This window comes from Gemmatimonadota bacterium (assembly GCA_030747075.1).
GTDB lineage: Bacteria > ARS69 > ARS69 > ARS69 > ARS69 > ARS69.
Genome location: JASLLL010000011.1, coordinates 20412 through 38052 on the forward strand (window position 1 = coordinate 20412; position 17641 = coordinate 38052).

Sequence of the window (17641 nt, forward strand, 5' to 3'; positions counted from 1 at the left end):
CGGTCGGGGCGGTCTCCTGGTGATAATCGCCCGAAACCGTCCTGGTTCCGGCACCTCGTTCAATGATCTCCCCCGCGAGTTTCATATAACTCACCGCCCCGGGAGACAGAATGTCGTAGAGAATGATGGGTTTGCCGTGGCTGGGAGCCTCGCCCAGGCGGACATTTCGGGGAATCACCGTGTCAAACACCTTGCTCCCAAAATACCGGCGGGCCTCGTCCGCAACCTGTTGGGACAGGTTCAGGCGGCGATCCATCATGGTCAACAGGACCCCCTCAATCTCAAGGTCCGGATTGAGGCTCCGTTGCACAAGCCTCACGCTGTTCAAGAGTTGGCTCAACCCCTCCAGTGCGTAGTACTCGCACTGGATGGGAATGAGAACCGAGGTGGCCGCAGTGAGGGCATTGACCGTCAGGAGGCCAAGGGATGGCGGGCAATCCAGAAAAACATAGTCGTACTCGGCCGTGATCCCGGCCATGGCGGCGCGCAGTCGGTGCTCCCGCGCAAGAACCCCCACCAGTTCAATCTCCGCCCCGGACAGCTTCTCCCCCGAGGGCACCAGGTCCAGGTAGGGAATCTCCGAGGGGCGAATCGACTCGGCTAGTGGACTTTCGTCAATCAACACCTCGTAAATCCCCTGTGTCTCGTCGCGATCAAAGACACCCAGGCCGCTGCAGGCGTTGGCTTGCGGGTCCATGTCCACCAGAAGGACGCGCCTTTCGGAGCTGGCCAGGCATGCCGCCAGGTTGACGGCCGTGGTGGTCTTGCCAACGCCGCCCTTCTGGTTTGTGATCGCCACAATGCGCCCTTGGGGGCGTTGCGCTTCTCCCGTCATCTCCACCTCTCACGCTCCTCGCTGGGGAGTTGGTCCGCACGATACCCCAACCTCCTGCGGCGGGAAACCCGATACTGCTCTTCGTGGGAGGAACTTGTGGGGGTGGGGGTTTCACGTGAAACATCGTCCCGGATCGCTGTGGGAGTTTCACGTGAAACACTGCCGTGGGGTCGACGCATTGGGAGGGTCCCTCTCTTTCCCTTGTGTTCTGAAGATTGTTGTTGGGAAATGGGGTCCAGGCGTGCCCGGCCAGGGTGGTTCGTCGGTCCTGCTGCTTGTCTCTTCGCTTGCGTATCTTACGACAACCCAACGAACTGGGCTCTTGGGGACCCCGGGCGCGGACCTTCCGTGCGCCAGGCGGCCCCCAGCCGTCCCCCACCCGGGTGGGTGTCTGGGCGCGGGGGCGAGGCGGAATCGATCCCCAGTCTACCTGAAGACTCCCAACCCGGGCTTTCCTCGGTCGGATTCCAGGCAGGGTCAGTCATTGCCGGGCCTGCATAACCTGCGACCCGGATGGAGGTTCGCTCAATAAGGGGAGTTGGTGGGGAGGGTGGAGAAAAACAACAATCTTCAGAACACAACCAAACCAACCCACCTACTCAGGGTGCGTCTGGCTGGATTTGGGGTGCGCCGGTATGAGCCGAAGAAGGCCCGTGCGCACCGTTCCGTCTGTCTCCGACCAGGGACGCACATGAGGGTCGGTGGGGTTTGCAAAGACCCACAGTTCCCCTTTGGGGGCCAGGATCGGTTGAGTGCCCCCGATCAGCGCGGGTCGCCCCCCCATGCTTCGTGACACAACTCGATCAAAGGGTGCGCGGTCCAGAAGCGCCGCTGTGGGGGCTTCGATGCGACAGTGGTGGGCGCAGGAACCCTTCAGCCCAAGGGCGCTCAACGCTTCCTCCACAAAGCGGACCTTCTTTCGGGTGGCATCCACCAGGTCGAGTCGAATGTGTGGGCGGAGGATCTGAAGCGGAATCCCCGGCAGGCCGCCTCCGGTGCCCGCGTCCAGCACGCGAAGGGTGGAGTCAGGGGGAAAGAGATCCAGTATGGCCAGACAGGGGACCAGTTGGCTCCCGAGAAGGTCTTCGGCGGCCCGTCGTGACACCAGGTTGATCTGCCGGTTCGTTTCGGCCAGAAGGTTGGCGTAGGTGGCCATTCTCTCCTGCCATCCGTCGGGGCCACCTCCGGCTCGCTCCACCAGCCCCCCAAGGCGCGCCGCCACCTCCGCCGGGGTCATGGCGCGGTTCCTCGTCGAAGGGCCACCAGAAGGACACCGATGTCCGCCGGGGAGACCCCGGGGATCCGCGATGCCTGCCCTACGGTGGCGGGCCCCACTCGGGTGAGTTTCTCTCGACCTTCTGTGCTGATCCCGTGCATTCCCCGGAAGTCGGCACCGGGGGGGATGGCGCGAGCCTCCAGCCCCCGAAAGCGACGGACCCGCTCTCTCTCTCGCTTCAAATAGCCCTGGTAGCGTCCCACCACTTCCGCGCGTTCCTGTTCATCGGGCGAATACTGTCCCAGTTCCGGAATCTCCTCCATCCAATCCGCCACGCAACTCCCCGGCCTCGCCAACGCCTCCAGAAGCGTCCGCCCCCCCCGACGGGTACGCTGAAGAAGGTCTTGCAGCGCCCTTGCTCTCTCGACTCCACGCTCCAGGCGCTTCCGGTCCTCTGCGGTCAAGAGGTCCAGTTCCCGCGAGTGAGAGAGGAGGCGTTCGTCTGCGTTGTCCTGCCGGAGGTGCAGTCGATATTCGGCCCGGGATGTGAACATGCGATAGGGCTCTTCGGTCCCCTTGGTGGTGAGGTCGTCCACAAGAACTCCTATGTAGGCCTCGTTTCGCCCTGGAACCCACCGGTCTTTCCCTGCGAGCTTGCGCGCCGCATTCACGCCGGCCACCAATCCCTGGGCGGCCGCTTCCTCGTATCCGGTGGTTCCGTTGATCTGTCCGGCAAGGAAGAGGCCTGGCACTCTCTGTGTCTCCAGAGATGTGTGGAGTTCTGTCGGGTCCACAAAGTCATACTCCACCGCATACCCCGGCCTGTACGGCACGGTCTTCGGCAAGATTCCGGGAATCGTTCTGAGTACGAACGTCTGGATTCTTTCCGGCAGACTCATGGAGATGCCGTTCAGGTAGATCTCGTCTGTGTTGCTTCCCTCTGGTTCCAGGAAGATCTGATGGCTCTCCGCGTCCGGGAACCGCACCACCTTGTCCTCCAGAGAGGGGCAGTAGCGGGGGCCGGTGCCCTGAATCCGCCCGGAATAGAGCGGTGACTCCCGAAGGTGAGTGCGAACGATCGTGTGGGTCTTGGGTGTCGTGCCTGAGAGATAGCAGTCCACCTGTTGTCTCTCGGAAAGACCCGTTGTGAAGTGGGAGAAGGGGCGGGGCGTTTCGTCTCCGGGTTGCCGCCGAAGGTGTTGAAGGTCCAGGTCGGAACGGAGGATGCGTGGGGGTGTGCCGGTTTTCATGCGGCCCACTCGAAATCCGGTCGCCCTCAACCAGGCCGCAAGTGGGTTCGAGGCCGGTTCTCCGCGACGCCCCCCCGCCATCTCCTGGTTTCCGAGGAAGATCCGGCCCCCAAGGAATGTCCCGGTCGCCAGAATCACCGCTCCGGACCGGATCTGGCGGCCGCACGCCATGCGAATACCAGTGGCCTCTCCGTTCGGCCCTCTCTCGATCGACCCCGCTTCTCCTTCCACAACCTCAATCCGCGGATTCTCGCTGATCGCGCGGGTCATCACGCTGGCGTAGTGCTGGCGGTCGGCCTGGGCCCGGGGCCCCCGGACAGCCGGCCCCTTCCCCGTGTTCAGCATTCGAAACTGGATTCCGGCCTCATCGATGGCGCGCCCCATCTGGCCGCCGAGTGCGTCAATTTCACGAACCAGATGCCCCTTGGCAAGCCCGCCGATCGCCGGGTTGCAGGACATCCGCCCGATATTCGCTCGATCCAGGGTGAGCAGTGCCACCCGACACCCGGAACGCGCTCCGGCCAGGGCCGCTTCAATGCCCGCGTGGCCGGCCCCGACCACCACAATGTCCGCTTGTGTGTCGTGCTCGCCCATTCCTTCCTCACTTGCCGATACAGAATCGTTCGAACACGCGGTTCAACACCTCTTCGTCCACCGTTTTTCCCGTGACTTCCCCGATCGCGACTGCGGCGTCCCGCAGATCGGAGGCAATCAACTCCTCCGCGCCCCCGCGGGTCAGCGTCTCCCGCGCCCGCGTTACTGATGCCAGCGATCGACGGAGGGCGTCTTCGTGTCGTTCGCCCGGGAAGATGTCGTCTTCCGGTTCCCGACCGACGCCTTCCAGGAGCCGGTCCGCGATCGCCTCTCGTAGCGCCCCCAACCCCTGCCCCTCTTGCGCGGAGACCAGAATACCCCGGGGTGGGTGCGCCGTGGCGGAACCTACGCTGCACACGTCGCTCTTGGTTCTGACAAGCAGGGACGCCGACGCTGTCTCGCTCTGCCACAGTCGTTCGTCTTCGGCCGCCCACACCTTGCCGGCCTCCACGAGCACAAGGCGAAGGTCCGCCTCCGTCCCCAGCGATCGGGCGCGGCGAACCCCCTCTGTCTCAATGGGGCTTTCCGTGTCCTCCCGGAGTCCCGCTGTATCAATCAGTCGGGTCGGCACACCCCCGAAATCACACCACGCTTCCAGGAAGTCTCGCGTGGTTCCGGGGGTCTCTGACACGAGCGCGCGGTCGGTCTCAAGCAGTGCGTTGAAGAGCGTCGATTTGCCGACATTTGCGCAACCGACCAGCACGACCGACGCACCGTCACGCAAGCGCCGGGCCCGCGGCGCCCTCTCGATGAGGTCCGCGATCGCAGTGGTCGCGTGGTCCAGTTGTTCTTCGATTTCCCCACGCGGCGCCGCCCCCGCATCTTCCACAAAGTCGATGTTCGCCTCGACTCGCGCCAGTGCGTCCAGCAGATGCTCTTCAATCTCTTCGGTCTTGCGCGCAAGCCCACCCGCGATTCCCGACAGCGCCGCATCGGCCGCCCGGTCGGTCTTGGCGGCAATCAGGTCCGCGACCGCTTCTGCGCGCGAGAGGTCCACACGGCCTGCCAGAAACGCGCGTCGTGTGAACTCCCCGCGATCCGCAAGTCGCGCACCCGCACGAAGCACCGCGCGAAGCACGCGGCGCGCCACCACCGTTCCGCCGTGCACGCCGAACTCCACCACATCTTCGCCCGTGTAGGTCTTTGGTGCGCGAAGGACCGTCACCAGGGCTTCGTCAAGAAGGCGCCCTGTTTCGTCGCGCAACCATGCGTGGTGCACGGTGTGGCTGGCGGTCCGGTGAAAACCGTCCGCGCGCCCGGCGAGTTTCCCGGCAATGGCGATTGCCTCCGGCCCACTAACGCGCACCACGGCAATCCCGGACTCGCCGGTCGCTGTGGCGATGGCCGCGACCGTATCTTCCGGCCCCATCGGTCAACTCTCGGTTGCGGGCACGCTCGGCTTCACCTTCAACATCGCCTGCTGCGCGATCGTGAGCACATTGTTCACAAGCCAGTACAGAACCAGCCCCGACGGGAATGTGAAGAAGATGAGCGTCATGAAGAGCGGCATGAAGATCACCATCGCCTTCTGGCTGGGATCCGCCATCGTCTGCTTCGACTGGAAGTACGAAGTGATCCCCATGACGATCGGGAGAATCGGAACACCGCTTCCGATCATGGGAAGCGCCGCGGGCAGGTCGAAGACAATGTCCGGTTGTGAAAGGTCCCGGATCCACCCCACGAAGGGCTCGCCGCGAATCTCAATCGTGTGCAGAAGCACGCTGTAGAGCGCGATGAAAATCGGCATCTGGAGAAGCATGGGGAAGCAGCCGCCAAGCGGGTTGACGCCGTGCTTCTTGTACATCTTCATCGTCTCTTCGCTGACCTTCTGCTTGTCCCCCCCGTACTTTTCCTTCAGCGCGTCGAGTTCCGGCTTCAGCGAGGACATCTTCTTCATCGACTGGGTGCTCTTGTGTGTGAGCGGGATGAAGAGGATTTTCGTCAGTGTGGAAAAGAGAATGATGACCACGCCGTAGTTCGGGATGAACCCGTGCAGCCAGATCAGGAACGCAAGGATGATCTTCGACAGGGGACGGGTCCACTTGTTCCCCATGTCCACGGTTCCTTCGAGTCCGGACCCGATCGCGGACAACCCCTGGTAGTCCAGCGGTCCGGCATAAATGTTGTAGGTGGCGTGGTCGGCCGTAATGCCCGTCTGCCGCTCGCTCCGGATACTCCCCGCGACGGCGGACCCCACATCCCGCGCCCCTTCCACCTCCACGGCCCAGAGTCGTGCCGGCCCGCGCGCATCGCTGTCCGGCACGATCGCGCCCAGGAAGTACTTGTTCTGCACGCCCACAAACCAGGTTCGTCCGGGGAAGTCGCGAGGATTGCCCTCGACCTTGCCCGCATCAAGGCGCTGCACTTTGCCTTCCGCCAGAACGGACCCGCGGTAATAGGCGCCCCGTGTGGACCGACGGTTCTCCTCCGTCACGCCGATTCCGCCCGCCCAGGAGAGTCCCCAACCCGTGACCGTCTCTCCGCCGTCGACGATTTCCTGTTCCACACGAAACGAATATCCGCGGGGAGGGATCACATAGGTTTTGCGGAGCGTCATTCCGTCCAGTGCAAGTTCCCAGACAATCCTCCGCTCACCCTCCTGCCGCTGTCCCGAATCCGACGAGAGGCGAAACACATGGCGATCCAGCGAGATCTCTCTCGTGCCGACCGACAGAATCGATCCCAACGCGCCCGACCCGTGTTCCGGTATGAGTTGCACCGGCACACCCTTTGCTTTTTCGAAGTCAAAAAGCGTGATTTCCGTCGCTCGGGCCCCCAACCCATCCAGAACAACCCGCATGTTCTCCCCGACCACTTCCACGCGCACGGGTGACGGGTCGTTTCCCGGGGCGCGCGGTGTCGGCGTGTTCTCGTTCGACACCAACAGGCCGGATGGTGTGCCGAGACCACCCTCCACCAGCACGGCGGATGGCGCGGGTTCCTCCTGCACGGTTCGGGACTCTTCCGTTTCAACCTGCTCGTGCGTCCCGGTAGCCGCGCTCTCTTCGTGTGGTGTTTCCCGCGGAGCCTGCATGGGAAACAGCACGCTCCACACAAACAGAACCGCCATGGCGAGAAGAATCGCGAAGAACGCCCGCTTCTCTTGTCCGTCCTGGCCCACTTCCTTCTCCTTGCGCTCCCCGTCAGGGGGTCGGGTCAACACCACCCGGATGCCAAGGGTGGCACCGGAGTATTCGTCTTGCGCTCATGAGCATGCCCCGCCAGCCGTGGCGCTTCAACGCCTCGGCAGCATAGCGGGAGCAGCTCGGGTGGAACCGGCAAGTGGGAGGAAAAAGTGGCGACACGACTGCGCGGTAGATCGCCACAACAAGTCTCAGTGGCACAACGCTCAGCCGAGAGAGTGCCGCATTTCGCCTAGTGCGCGAGCCATGTCCCGGTTCGCGTCGTCCGCAGTCGCCGTCATCATTTCCCGTTTTGCGACGAAGATGATCGAGACTCCCCGCCACGGCAGGATCCCCTTGTTGCTTCGATAGGCTTCCCGGAGACGGCGCTTGAGACGATTGCGCAAGACCGCATTCCCCAACCGCCTGCCGGCGGCCACTCCAACCCGGTTCGGTTCCTCCGAACCAATCTCTCCTGTCACCCAGAACGCTGTCAGCGTTCGGGTTCTCTCCCGCCGCCCGTCACGCAGAATCCGCGTGAAGTCTGCGTTCTTTGCGATCCTCTCTCTTCGGGAAAGACCCGCGGGCTTCTCGGGATCCCGCCCGCACGAATCCACGCCGAGACTCACGCGCAAACCCTGTCGGGTCAGGCGGAGAGGCGCTTGCGGCCTTTGGCCCGGCGCCGCTTCAGGATCAGGCGGCCTGCCTTCGTCGCCATTCTCTTCCGAAAGCCATGCGTCCGCTTGGCGCGGATTCGGCTTGGTTGAAAGGTCACGCTCATCGTGAATCCTCCGGGTGCTCGCGTGTTCGATGGTTTGCCCCGCACGGGGGGCAATCGGCCCGGCAGTTTCGCGCGGATGGGGTTCGGGTGTCAAGCGCACTTGAGGCCCGCTTCTCCTTTCCTTCGTCTCTGCGGGACACTCTCTGAATCCCGGCCTCCCCGGAATGGCCCCCCCGAACATCACCCCTCTGGGGGTGTGGCGTGACCACCAAAACCCACCCTCTCTGGGGTGAAGTTCTTCCGCCCTCTCCACCCGCACCTGCCGCGGGGTCCTGGTCTCCTTTTGTCAATAATTGCCAAAAAACCAGCCGTTTCCCCGTTGACAGGCTCATCGGGTATCCAGCATAATCCATGTCCCCGCAACGGGATGCGACGATTTCCACATTGTGGACAACGCGCTCTCCCGCCGGGGGTGTTTTTCTCCCACCTGACAGTGGGACATTCACTTGCGTGGTTATCCACGCCTGTGGATAACGTGTTTCGGGTGTGTCGACTCTCTGCATCCTGGCTTGCCGGTCTCCTGGCGCTCCCGAAACGCGTTGCACTTTGAAAACCCGAAGAACCGCGCCTTCCCCGGTGAATCTCCGCGGTGGGTGCGTTGGAGACCGATCGATGACCTCTGCCCCCCTTGATCCCTGGAATGGAATCCTCCTCGACATGGCCTCGCATCTTCCGCAGGCCATCGTCGACACTTGGATTCGCACGCTCAAGCCTGTGGATGCTTCCGGTTCCCGGCTTCTCCTGCAGGCTCCCAGCCGCTTTCACCTTCGATATGTGGAGGAGAAGTACGGGAAGCTCCTGCACGATTCCGCCCGGACGCGCCTGGCTGACGGAAAGTCGTTGGCCTTTACCGTTCTTTCGGAAGACGACGACGGTTCCGCTTCGGTGGAAGTAGCGCCGGACCCCGAGGTGGATCGCTATCAGTCGGACATGTCCCGCGTCCTCTCCACCTCAAGCGCTCCTCCTGCGAACAACCTCTCCGGCGGGAACTCCACGCCCCTCAATCCGCGATATGTCTTCGACAGTTTTGTTGTCGGCAAGTCGAATCAGTTTGCCCACGCGGCGGCCCGGGCTGTGGCCGAGCACCCCGCAACCGCCTACAACCCGCTCTTCGTGTTCGGCGGTTCCGGACTCGGAAAGACTCACCTCATGCAGGCCATCGGCAACCACATTCGCACCTCGTCCGCGTCGGGCGGGGTGGTGCACTATGTCTCCGCCGAGAGTTTCATGAACGAGATGATCGTCTCCATCCAGCAGAGTCGCACCGTCCACTTCCGCAACAAGTACCGCTGTATGGATGTACTTCTCATCGACGACATCCATTTCCTTCAGGGCAAGGAGTCAACCCAGGAGGAGTTCTTCCACACATTCAACGCACTCTACGACGCGCACAAACAGATCGTTCTGACCAGTGACCGCCCGCCCAAGGAGATTCCCACGCTGGAAGAGCGGCTTGTGTCCCGCTTCGAGTGGGGGCTCGTCACGGACATTCAGGCTCCGGATCTGGAGACCCGCATTGCCATCCTCCGAAAGAAGGCCGAAGAGGACAGTCTGCAGATCCCCGACGATGTCATGGAGTTTATCGCGTCCAATGTCCGATCCAACATTCGGGAACTGGAGGGATCGCTGATTCGTCTTCTGGCTTTTTCTTCTCTCACGGACAGCGAAATCAATCTGGATCTCACGAAGGAGGTTCTGAAGGACTTCCTCAAAAAGCCGGATCGCAGCGTCTCCGTGGACGACATTCAGAAGACTGTCGCGGATCACTTCGGGATTCCCGAAGAGGCCATGAAGGTGAAGAAGCGAACCCGATCTCTCGCGCATCCCAGGCAGGTTGCCATGTATCTGTCCCGAGAGTTGACCTCGCTGTCTCTATCAGAAATCGGAAACCGATTCGGCGGAAGAGATCACACCACGGTTCTGCACGCATGCGATCGCGTTGCAAAATCCTCCTCTTCGGACCCGGAACTCAACCGCACCATAGGGCGGTTGGCCGCCTCACTGAGGAACTGACATGACGCGTTTCTGCTCGTGGATGACCGGAGGATATCGTCGGGGATACCTTGCGTATATCGTCGCGCCTGTGGACAACCCGCAGGGTTGCCCACTCGCGTCCACCACTCATCCACAGTGCGGAACCGCCGCAGAAAATGCGAAATCCCTTGCGGGCCGGGAGTTCCTCTCGTTCCCCTCCCGCGTTGTCCCCGTATCCACCGAACCTACTACTGCTGCTGTTCTCTTAATCAGGCACACTAGAAGAAGAAAGCCTGTGGACGAATCCTCCAATCAGGGAGATTCTTCCTTATTCTCACTCGGATTCCGGGAGTGAACCGATGCCCGAGACCGTAAGCAAGAGCACGCGCTCCCAGACCTCCTCCGAAGGCAGGGGATCCATGAAACTCCGTATTTCACAAAGTGCGCTCGCGTCCGCGGTGGATCGCGTACTCAGCGTCGTTCCGCAAAAAACCACCATGCCGGTCCTCGGGCAGTTGCTCCTTCAGGCCCAGGGCGGAGAGATTCGCCTCACCGCCACCGACCTGGACCTGGCCATTTCCACCGTGATGGATGGAGAGATCACGACCGAAGGAGCCATTACCCTCCCGGCTCGCCGATTCTCCGAGATTGTGAAACTGCTGGATCCGTCGGCGGATGTGGTCATCGAAGTGAACAAGTCCGCGGTTCTTATCGTCGCGGGTCGGGCGAACTTCCGCATTTTCGGAATGGATGCGTCGGAGTTCCCGAAAGTTCCGGGCATGGGCTTTAAGAAGGGCGTTTCGATTTCCACCGCGCAACTTCGAAAAGTCATTCGCATGACCGTCTTTTGTGTGTCCCGCGATGAAACCCGTCGCGCGCTCACCGGCGTGCTCTGGGAAGTCGGTGGCGACACCATGACGATGGTCGGGACCGACGGGCATCGGCTTGCCCGAATCAGCGTTCCCGCGAAACTCGACATCAGCCCGGCACTGTCGGTCATTGTGCCGACGAAGGCACTTCAGCAGGTGCTTCGCCTGACCGGGGACACCGTGGAAGAGAACCTCGAAGCGAAGATCGCCGAGGATCACGCCATCTTCCGATTCGAAGGAACGACCCTGCATACGCGCCTCATTGAAGGGCCTTTCCCGAAGTATCAGGATGTCATTCCGAAAGACAACGACAAGAAGGTGGTCATGAACCGCCTGGCGCTTTCGGAAGCCCTGAAGAGGGTGAGCGTTCAGTCCGACACGCTGACGCACCAGGTTCGCCTGACGATCCGGCCGGACGAGGTCGTGCTCTCCGCACGCACACAGGATGTGGGCGAAGGGGAGGACCATGTGATCGCTCAGTACGGCGGAGAGGAAATGAGTGCCGGATACAACGCGGTCTACCTGAACGAGATTCTGCGCAACATGGAAACCGAAGAGGTGCTTCTTTCGCTCGGGACGCCGCTGAACGCGGGGCTTGTCGAGCCGTTGGAACAGGGCGAAGAGGAAAACTACCTCTGCCTGATCATGCCTCTCCGGCTTGTGGACTAGCTGGCGTTGACGCGACGCGGGCTGCATGACGGGCGGCCGCGATGAGGCTGGCACATCTGTCGTTGACGGACTTTCGCGGGTACGAGTCGCTGGAGCTCGCGCTGACCCCCGGACACCATGTGTTCGTGGGACCCAACGGGCACGGGAAGACGAACATTCTGGAAGCCGCGCACCTTCTGGGTAGCGGCCAGTCCATGCGGGCCTCACGGGACACGGTCATGGTTCGGCATGGCGCGTCGGGATTCCGCGTGGGGGCCCGGCTTGTCTCCTCCTCCTCCGACACCTCCGTTCGCATCGAGATCGAATACCGCGAAGGCCGTCGCAAGCGAATCCTGATCGACAAGGAACCGGCTCGGGGGTCAGACCTGGTTGCCGCCGTGAAGGTGGTGTCTTTCGCTCCGGCAGATGTTGAACTGGTGCAGCAAGGTGCGCGGGTGCGCCGCCGGTATCTGGACATCATCGGCTGTCAAGTGTCGGCCGAGTATATGCAACTCCTTCGCGATTATCAGCGCGCCATCCGCCAAAGGAACGAAACGCTGTCACGGTTGTTTGTCCAGTCCCGGGGGCGCACAGAGGCTGCCAGACACAGAGAACCCTGGGACGAACAGGTAGTGGAGCTCGGAACGAGGCTGTTCCTCCGACGAGCGGACCTGGTGGGCCGGGTGTCTGGAACCCTGGGGCCGCTTTCGAGAGGCTCCTTCCCGGATGCGGGGTCTCTGGGCGTTTCCTACCGGCCCGCTATTTGCTGGGAGGGAGAGAGCCCCGCGGAGGCATTCCGCCAGGCGCTCCGCGAGACGCGGGAGAAGGACCTCGCACAGGGGTACACCACGAAGGGACCCCAAGGGGACGACATTCACCTGACACTTGGCGGGCGGGACCTTCGGAGGTTCGGGTCGTTGGGACAACAGCAACTGGGCGCCATGTTTCTGAAGCTGTGCCAGGCGGAACTCGTTCGGGAGTCTGCCGGACAACAGCCCATTCTGCTTGTGGACGAGATGTTTGCCGTACTGGATCACCGCGCGGCGGAGGGGTTCTTGTCCCGCGTGGAAATGGAAGGACAGATTCTCATGGCGACCGCCAGGGAAGGCTGGCTGGCGGAACTGGAAGACCGGAAGTTCTTCGTGCATCGTGTGTTGGACGGGGCGGTTCTTGAGAAGGAAGCAGAGGCGGAAAGCGAGTCGTGAAAAACGCCCGAACCCGTGGAAATAAAGGGTCCCGCGCTTTGCGCAAATGTCGTATTCTGCCACAGAGTTTGAGCAAAAGGGGTTCCGGGACGCCCCCCAGGCACGGTCCCGTCGGGAGGAGATTCCGGCGATGAAACGGGTCGGGGAAGTACTCGAAGTTCTCGGGGAAGCCGGAGCTCTGGGGCGGCGGTTTGCGGAAACCCGCGCACTGGAAGCATGGACGGAGTGTGTGGGCAGAGGGATTGCCGAGAGAACCCGGCCGCTGCGTGTCGCCGGGGGGCGGTTGATTGTGGTGGCGGAGGGGGCGGCACTCAGACAAGAACTGGTGTTCCACAGAAAGAACATACTCGAAAAGTTCAACAAGGCGGCAGGGCGCGTGGTCGCGCGGGAGTTGGTGTTTCTGGAAGGGGACGCAAGCGAATCCCCGCACCCGGAACCCCTTCGCCCGGTTGTCCGGAGCACTGCGGAAACCGAAGGCATCGCCGAGGATCTCGCGGAGGAGCCTCGAACAGTCCCCATGTTTGATGCGGATGCGCACAGAAAGCAACTTCGCCGGATTGCTCGTGAATCCGACAAGGCGCGCAGGGAGAGGGACGGGGGGTCGGAATCGGCAACGGGGCGGATTCCACCCAAAGTGGAAGAGAATTGCTGACGTGGAAGAGACTGTGACAAACAAGAAGAAAACCGGAAACGGCAATACAGAGTACGGGGCTGACAGCATCCAGGTCATGAAGGGACTGGAGGCGGTTCGTGTTCGGCCCGCCATGTACATTGGATCCACCGGAACGGAGGGGCTCCATCACCTGGTGTATGAGGTGGTGGACAACGCCATCGACGAAGCGCTCGCAGGTTTCTGTGACCGGGTGGATGTGGTGCTTCACAAGAACGGCACCGTCTCCGTACAAGACAACGGGCGCGGCATTCCCGTCGACACGCACAAGGAAGAGGGCCGACCGGCGGTCGAGGTCATCATGACCACGCTTCACGCGGGCGGGAAGTTCGACTCAGAAACCTACAAGGTGTCCGGCGGTCTTCACGGTGTGGGCGTGTCGGTGGTCAACGCACTGTCCAGTCGCCTGGAAGTGGAAGTTTCGCGCGACGGACAGAAGTGGTTTCAGTGCTACGAACGCGGAAAGCCGGAGGAAGAGCTCAAGACAATCGGGATTTCCGCGAAGAACGGTACGCGCATTCTGTTTGCGCCGGACCCGGAGATTTTCGAGACAACAGAGTTCCACTTTGATCGCCTCTCCGCTCGTTTCCGCGAACACGCCTTCCTGAACAGCGGTCTCACCATCACCATTCTGGAGGAGAGTTCCGGCAAGTCCCACGAGTTCCTCTACAAGGGCGGTCTCTCCGAGTATGTCACCTATCTCAACGAAAACCGCGTGGTGCTGCACAAGAAGCCCATTCACTTCACCGGAGAGCGGGAGACCGGAGACGGGCACTTTGTGGAAGTGGAGGTAGCCATTCAGTACAACGACGGCTACAGCGAGATCATCTACTCCTTTGCGAACAACATCAACACCGTCGACGGGGGGACCCACCTCTCAGGCTTCAAGGCGGCCCTGACCCGGACCATCAACGGTTACGCGAAGAAGAACAATCTCCTGAAAGCCGGGAAGAACAGCATTCAGGACATTTCCGGAGACGATGCCCGCGAGGGTTTGACCGCCATCGTGTCCGTCAAGATGACCGACCCGCAGTTCGAGGGGCAGACCAAAGCCAAACTTGGCAACTCGGATGTGAAGGGGTTGGTGGAGCAGATTGTCGGGGAACACCTGGGCAACTTCCTTGAGGAGAACCCCCCGATCGGCCGCAAGCTTATCTCCAAGGCAGTGGCCGCCGCCACCGCCCGGGATGCGGCCCGCAAGGCCCGCGCCCTGACCCGCCGGAAGACCGCGCTGGAGAACTCCACACTTCCAGGAAAACTGGCGGACTGTTCAATGAAGAACGCGGATGACTGCGAGATCTTCATCGTGGAGGGAGATTCGGCAGGGGGCACCGCAAAACAGGGCCGGGATCGCCGCACGCAGGCCATCCTTCCGATCCGCGGGAAGATTCTCAATGTTGAGAAGAACCGCGTAGACAAAATCCTCGCCAACAAGGAAGTCCAGGCCATGGTCATGGCCATCGGAGCCGGGATTGCGGAAGATTTTGATGTGTCCAAGATCCGCTACGGCAAGGTGATCATCATGACCGATGCCGATGTGGACGGGTCGCACATCCGAACACTGCTCATGACTTTCTTCTTCCGGCAGATGGTGCCGTTGGTGGAGCAGGGACACCTCTACATTGCGGCGCCCCCCCTCTTCCGCGTGAAGAAGGGCAAGGAAGAACTCTACGCCTTCTCCGAAGAGGAAAAAGACCGGTATGTGAAGAAACTCACGGCCGGAAAGAAGGAAGCGCGCGGGATTCATGTCCAGCGCTACAAGGGCCTTGGAGAGATGAACCCGGACCAACTCTGGGAAACAACGATGGATCCGGAGCGTCGGGTGATGCGTCGCGTCCGCCTGGAAGACGGTCCTGAAGCGGACAATATGTTCGCTCTGCTCATGGGCGAAGTCGTGGAGCCTCGTCGGAAGTTTATCGAAGAGAACGCGGATCGAGTTCAGAATCTTGATGCCTAGACAACAAGGCGGACCATGCCCCGGGGTGCGGCCGCCAGAGGTGCCCTCATGGCCGTAGGACGAGACAGAATCATACCGGTGGACATCGAGGACGAACTGAAAACCTCGTACATCGACTACGCCATGTCGACCATCGTTTCCAGGGCGCTTCCGGATGTCCGGGACGGCCTGAAGCCCTCTCAGCGACGCGTTCTTCTGGCCATGCATGACCTGAAGTTGAATCCCGGCTCGCAACACAGAAAGTGCGCGAAGATCGCGGGCGATGCCTCGGGGAACTACCATCCGCACGGCGAAGGCGTCGTGTATCCCACGCTCTGCCGGATGGCGCAGGACTTCAGCCTTCGCTACCAGTTGGTGGACGGGCAGGGGAACTTCGGCTCAGTCGACGGCGACAATCCGGCCGCCATGCGGTACACGGAAGCCCGGCTGACGAAACCCGCCGTGGCGATGATGGAAGACCTGGAGAAGGAGACGGTCAGTTTCGTCCCCAACTACGACGAAACCCGCACCGAACCCACCGTCTTCCCCGCCCGCTTTCCAAACCTGCTTACCAACGGGGTCCACGGGATTGCGGTCGGGATGGCCACGAAGATTCCGCCCCACAATGCCGGAGAGGTGTGTGCAGCCATAGACGCACTCATCGACGACCCCGACTTGAACGACGAGGACCTTCTCCAACTGGTAACCGGACCGGACTTTCCGACAGGCGGCATCATCTATGGCCGCGAGGGAATCCGGGAAGCCTACCTGACGGGCCGCGGGTCGGTCATCCTGCGCGCGCGCGCCAGTATCGAGACCGACGGAAAAGACGGGCGAGAGACGATCATCATTACGGAGATCCCGTACGAACTGAAGAAGTCGGAACTCATCGAGAAGATTGCGCACTGTGTCCGGGCCGGCACCATCACCGGAATCCGGGACCTTCGAGACGAATCCGACCGGGACGGGATGCGGATCGTGATTGTTCTCAAGAAAGACGCAAACGCGCATGTGGTCATGAACCAACTGTTCAAGCACACGCGACTTCAGGACACCTTCGGGGCCAACATGATTGCGCTTGTGAACGGACGCCCGCAAGTCCTGACGCTTCGGAAGATGCTCACGCACTTCATTGAACATCGGGTGGTCATCGTCCAGAAGCGCTCGGAGTTTGAACTTCGGAAGGCGGAAGAGCGAGCGCACATTCTGGAAGGGCTGAAGGTCGCCCTGGACCACATCGATGCCGTCATCAAGACCATTCGAGCGTCCAAGACGCCGGATGAAGCAAAGCAAGCACTTTCGACGAAGTTCAAACTCTCCGATGTTCAGGCACAGGCCATTGTCGACATGCGCCTCGGCCGCCTCACCGGCCTGGAGCGGGACAAGATCGAGACCGAGTATGTGGAACTTCTCCAACTGATTGAAAGACTGAACACGATCCTCTCTTCACGAACAAACATTCTTCAGGTGGTGAAGACAGAGACCTCGGAAGTGCGCAAGGCGTTTGGAGACGAACGCCGCACGGAGATCATCGACGCGGAGGGAGAGTTCCGGATCGAAGATCTCATCGCCGAAGAGGACATGGTCCTGACGATCAGTCACCACGGTTATGTGAAGCGCCTCCCGACCGGCACCTACCGCAGACAGGGTCGTGGCGGCCGCGGCATTACCGGTGCGAAGACGCGGGACGAGGACTTCATCGAACACCTCTTCGTCGCCAGCACGCACCAGTACATTCTCTTCCTGACGGACCGGGGCCGCTGTCACTGGCTGAAGGTCCACCAGATTCCGGAAGGTGGGCGCTCTGCGCGCGGCAAGGCCATCATCAACATGCTTCCGCTTGAAAAGGGAGAGGCCGTCCGCGCCTTCGTTCCCGTGAAGGAGTTCACGGAGGACCACTTCCTGGTGATGGCGACCCGCAACGGCACCATCAAGAAGACCTTCCTGACCGAGTTCTCGCGGCCGAGAAAGGCCGGGATCATTGCGATCGGCCTGGACGAGGGAGACACACTGATTGGCGCATCCATTACCGATGGAAACCACGATATTCTCCTGGCAAAGAGCGGCGGGAAGGCCATTCGTTTTGTCGAGAAGGATGTTCGCGCCATGGGGCGCACGGCGCGTGGTGTTCGCGGCGTGGAGCTTGAAGGGGGCGAGCATGTGGTCGGCATGGTGTGCATCCGGGACGAGGTCTCCAGCATTCTCGTCGTGACCGAAAACGGTTTCGGCAAGCGGACAGCGCTCTCGGACTACCGGATTACGCGCCGTGGCGGGAAGGGCATCTTCACGATCAAGGCTTCGACCAGAAACGGCGCCATGGTGGGCATCAAAGAGGTTGTGTCGGGCGACGAGATCATGATCATCACGAAGGTGGGCGTGGTGATCCGGCTCTCCATCGACAACATCTCGGAGATCGGGCGGAACACACAGGGCGTCCGACTCATGAAGCCCGGCCCGGAGGATCTTGTGGTCAGTGTGGCGCGAGCGGTTTCCGAGAACAGCAACGAGGACACTCAAGCCTGAGACCCGAACGGGTCACTG

Annotated in this window: 13 protein-coding genes and 1 pseudogene; 6 read left to right on the forward strand and 8 right to left on the reverse strand. The window is 61.6% G+C overall.

Going from position 1 to position 17641, the window contains the following annotated elements; translation table 11 throughout:
- Positions 1–52: 52 nt before the first annotated feature.
- The 8 genes and pseudogenes from QF819_05375 to rpmH all read right to left on the reverse strand — a co-directional run bounded on the left by QF819_05375 (position 53) and on the right by rpmH (position 7798).
- Positions 53–835 (reverse strand): annotated as a pseudogene (locus QF819_05375) (AAA family ATPase).
- Positions 836–1430: 595 nt separating this feature from the next.
- Complete coding sequence (locus QF819_05380; protein MDP6802593.1) at positions 1431–2072, reverse strand: class I SAM-dependent methyltransferase; 642 nt, start codon at positions 2070–2072, stop codon at positions 1431–1433.
- Positions 2069–3895, reverse strand: a complete 1827-nt coding sequence (gene mnmG / locus QF819_05385; protein MDP6802594.1) for a tRNA uridine-5-carboxymethylaminomethyl(34) synthesis enzyme MnmG — start codon at positions 3893–3895, stop codon at positions 2069–2071. The genes QF819_05380 and mnmG overlap by 4 nt, the downstream gene beginning before the upstream one ends.
- 7 nt (positions 3896–3902) lie before the next feature.
- Positions 3903–5264 (reverse strand): tRNA uridine-5-carboxymethylaminomethyl(34) synthesis GTPase MnmE, encoded by a 1362-nt coding sequence (gene mnmE, locus QF819_05390; GenBank protein ID MDP6802595.1) that lies wholly within the window; start codon positions 5262–5264, stop codon positions 3903–3905.
- A 3-nt stretch (positions 5265–5267) separates the two neighbouring features.
- Positions 5268–7016 (reverse strand): membrane protein insertase YidC, encoded by a 1749-nt coding sequence (gene yidC / locus QF819_05395; protein ID MDP6802596.1) that lies wholly within the window; start codon positions 7014–7016, stop codon positions 5268–5270.
- Positions 7017–7038: 22 nt separating this feature from the next.
- Positions 7039–7248: a membrane protein insertion efficiency factor YidD gene (yidD, locus tag QF819_05400; GenBank protein MDP6802597.1), complete on the reverse strand. Its 210-nt coding sequence runs from the start codon at positions 7246–7248 to the stop codon at positions 7039–7041.
- Complete coding sequence (rnpA, locus tag QF819_05405; GenBank protein ID MDP6802598.1) at positions 7245–7646, reverse strand: ribonuclease P protein component; 402 nt, start codon at positions 7644–7646, stop codon at positions 7245–7247. Before rnpA ends, yidD begins: the two co-directional genes overlap by 4 nt.
- Positions 7647–7663: 17 nt before the next feature.
- Positions 7664–7798, reverse strand: coding sequence for a 50S ribosomal protein L34 (rpmH, locus tag QF819_05410; protein MDP6802599.1), 135 nt, complete (start codon positions 7796–7798; stop codon positions 7664–7666).
- A 612-nt stretch (positions 7799–8410) separates the two neighbouring features.
- On the opposite strand from rpmH, the gene dnaA reads away from it, so the two are divergent.
- From dnaA to gyrA, 6 genes are all read left to right on the forward strand, one after another.
- Positions 8411–9811 (forward strand): chromosomal replication initiator protein DnaA, encoded by a 1401-nt coding sequence (gene dnaA, locus QF819_05415; protein ID MDP6802600.1) that lies wholly within the window; start codon positions 8411–8413, stop codon positions 9809–9811.
- 380 nt (positions 9812–10191) lie between these two features.
- Positions 10192–11310, forward strand: a complete 1119-nt coding sequence (dnaN, locus tag QF819_05420; GenBank protein ID MDP6802601.1) for a DNA polymerase III subunit beta — start codon at positions 10192–10194, stop codon at positions 11308–11310.
- 41 nt (positions 11311–11351) lie between these two features.
- Entirely contained in the window at positions 11352–12494 is a 1143-nt protein-coding gene (recF, locus tag QF819_05425) for a DNA replication and repair protein RecF (GenBank protein ID MDP6802602.1), read from the forward strand.
- 130 nt (positions 12495–12624) lie between these two features.
- Positions 12625–13146: a DUF721 domain-containing protein gene (locus QF819_05430; GenBank protein ID MDP6802603.1), complete on the forward strand. Its 522-nt coding sequence runs from the start codon at positions 12625–12627 to the stop codon at positions 13144–13146.
- A gap of 13 nt (positions 13147–13159) precedes the next feature.
- Positions 13160–15121 (forward strand): DNA topoisomerase (ATP-hydrolyzing) subunit B, encoded by a 1962-nt coding sequence (gyrB, locus tag QF819_05435; protein MDP6802604.1) that lies wholly within the window; start codon positions 13160–13162, stop codon positions 15119–15121.
- A 48-nt stretch (positions 15122–15169) separates the two neighbouring features.
- Positions 15170–17623 carry a DNA gyrase subunit A gene (gene gyrA, locus QF819_05440; protein MDP6802605.1) on the forward strand — a complete coding sequence of 818 codons (2454 nt, stop codon included), beginning with the start codon at positions 15170–15172 and terminating at the stop codon, positions 17621–17623.
- Positions 17624–17641: the final 18 nt, after the last annotated feature.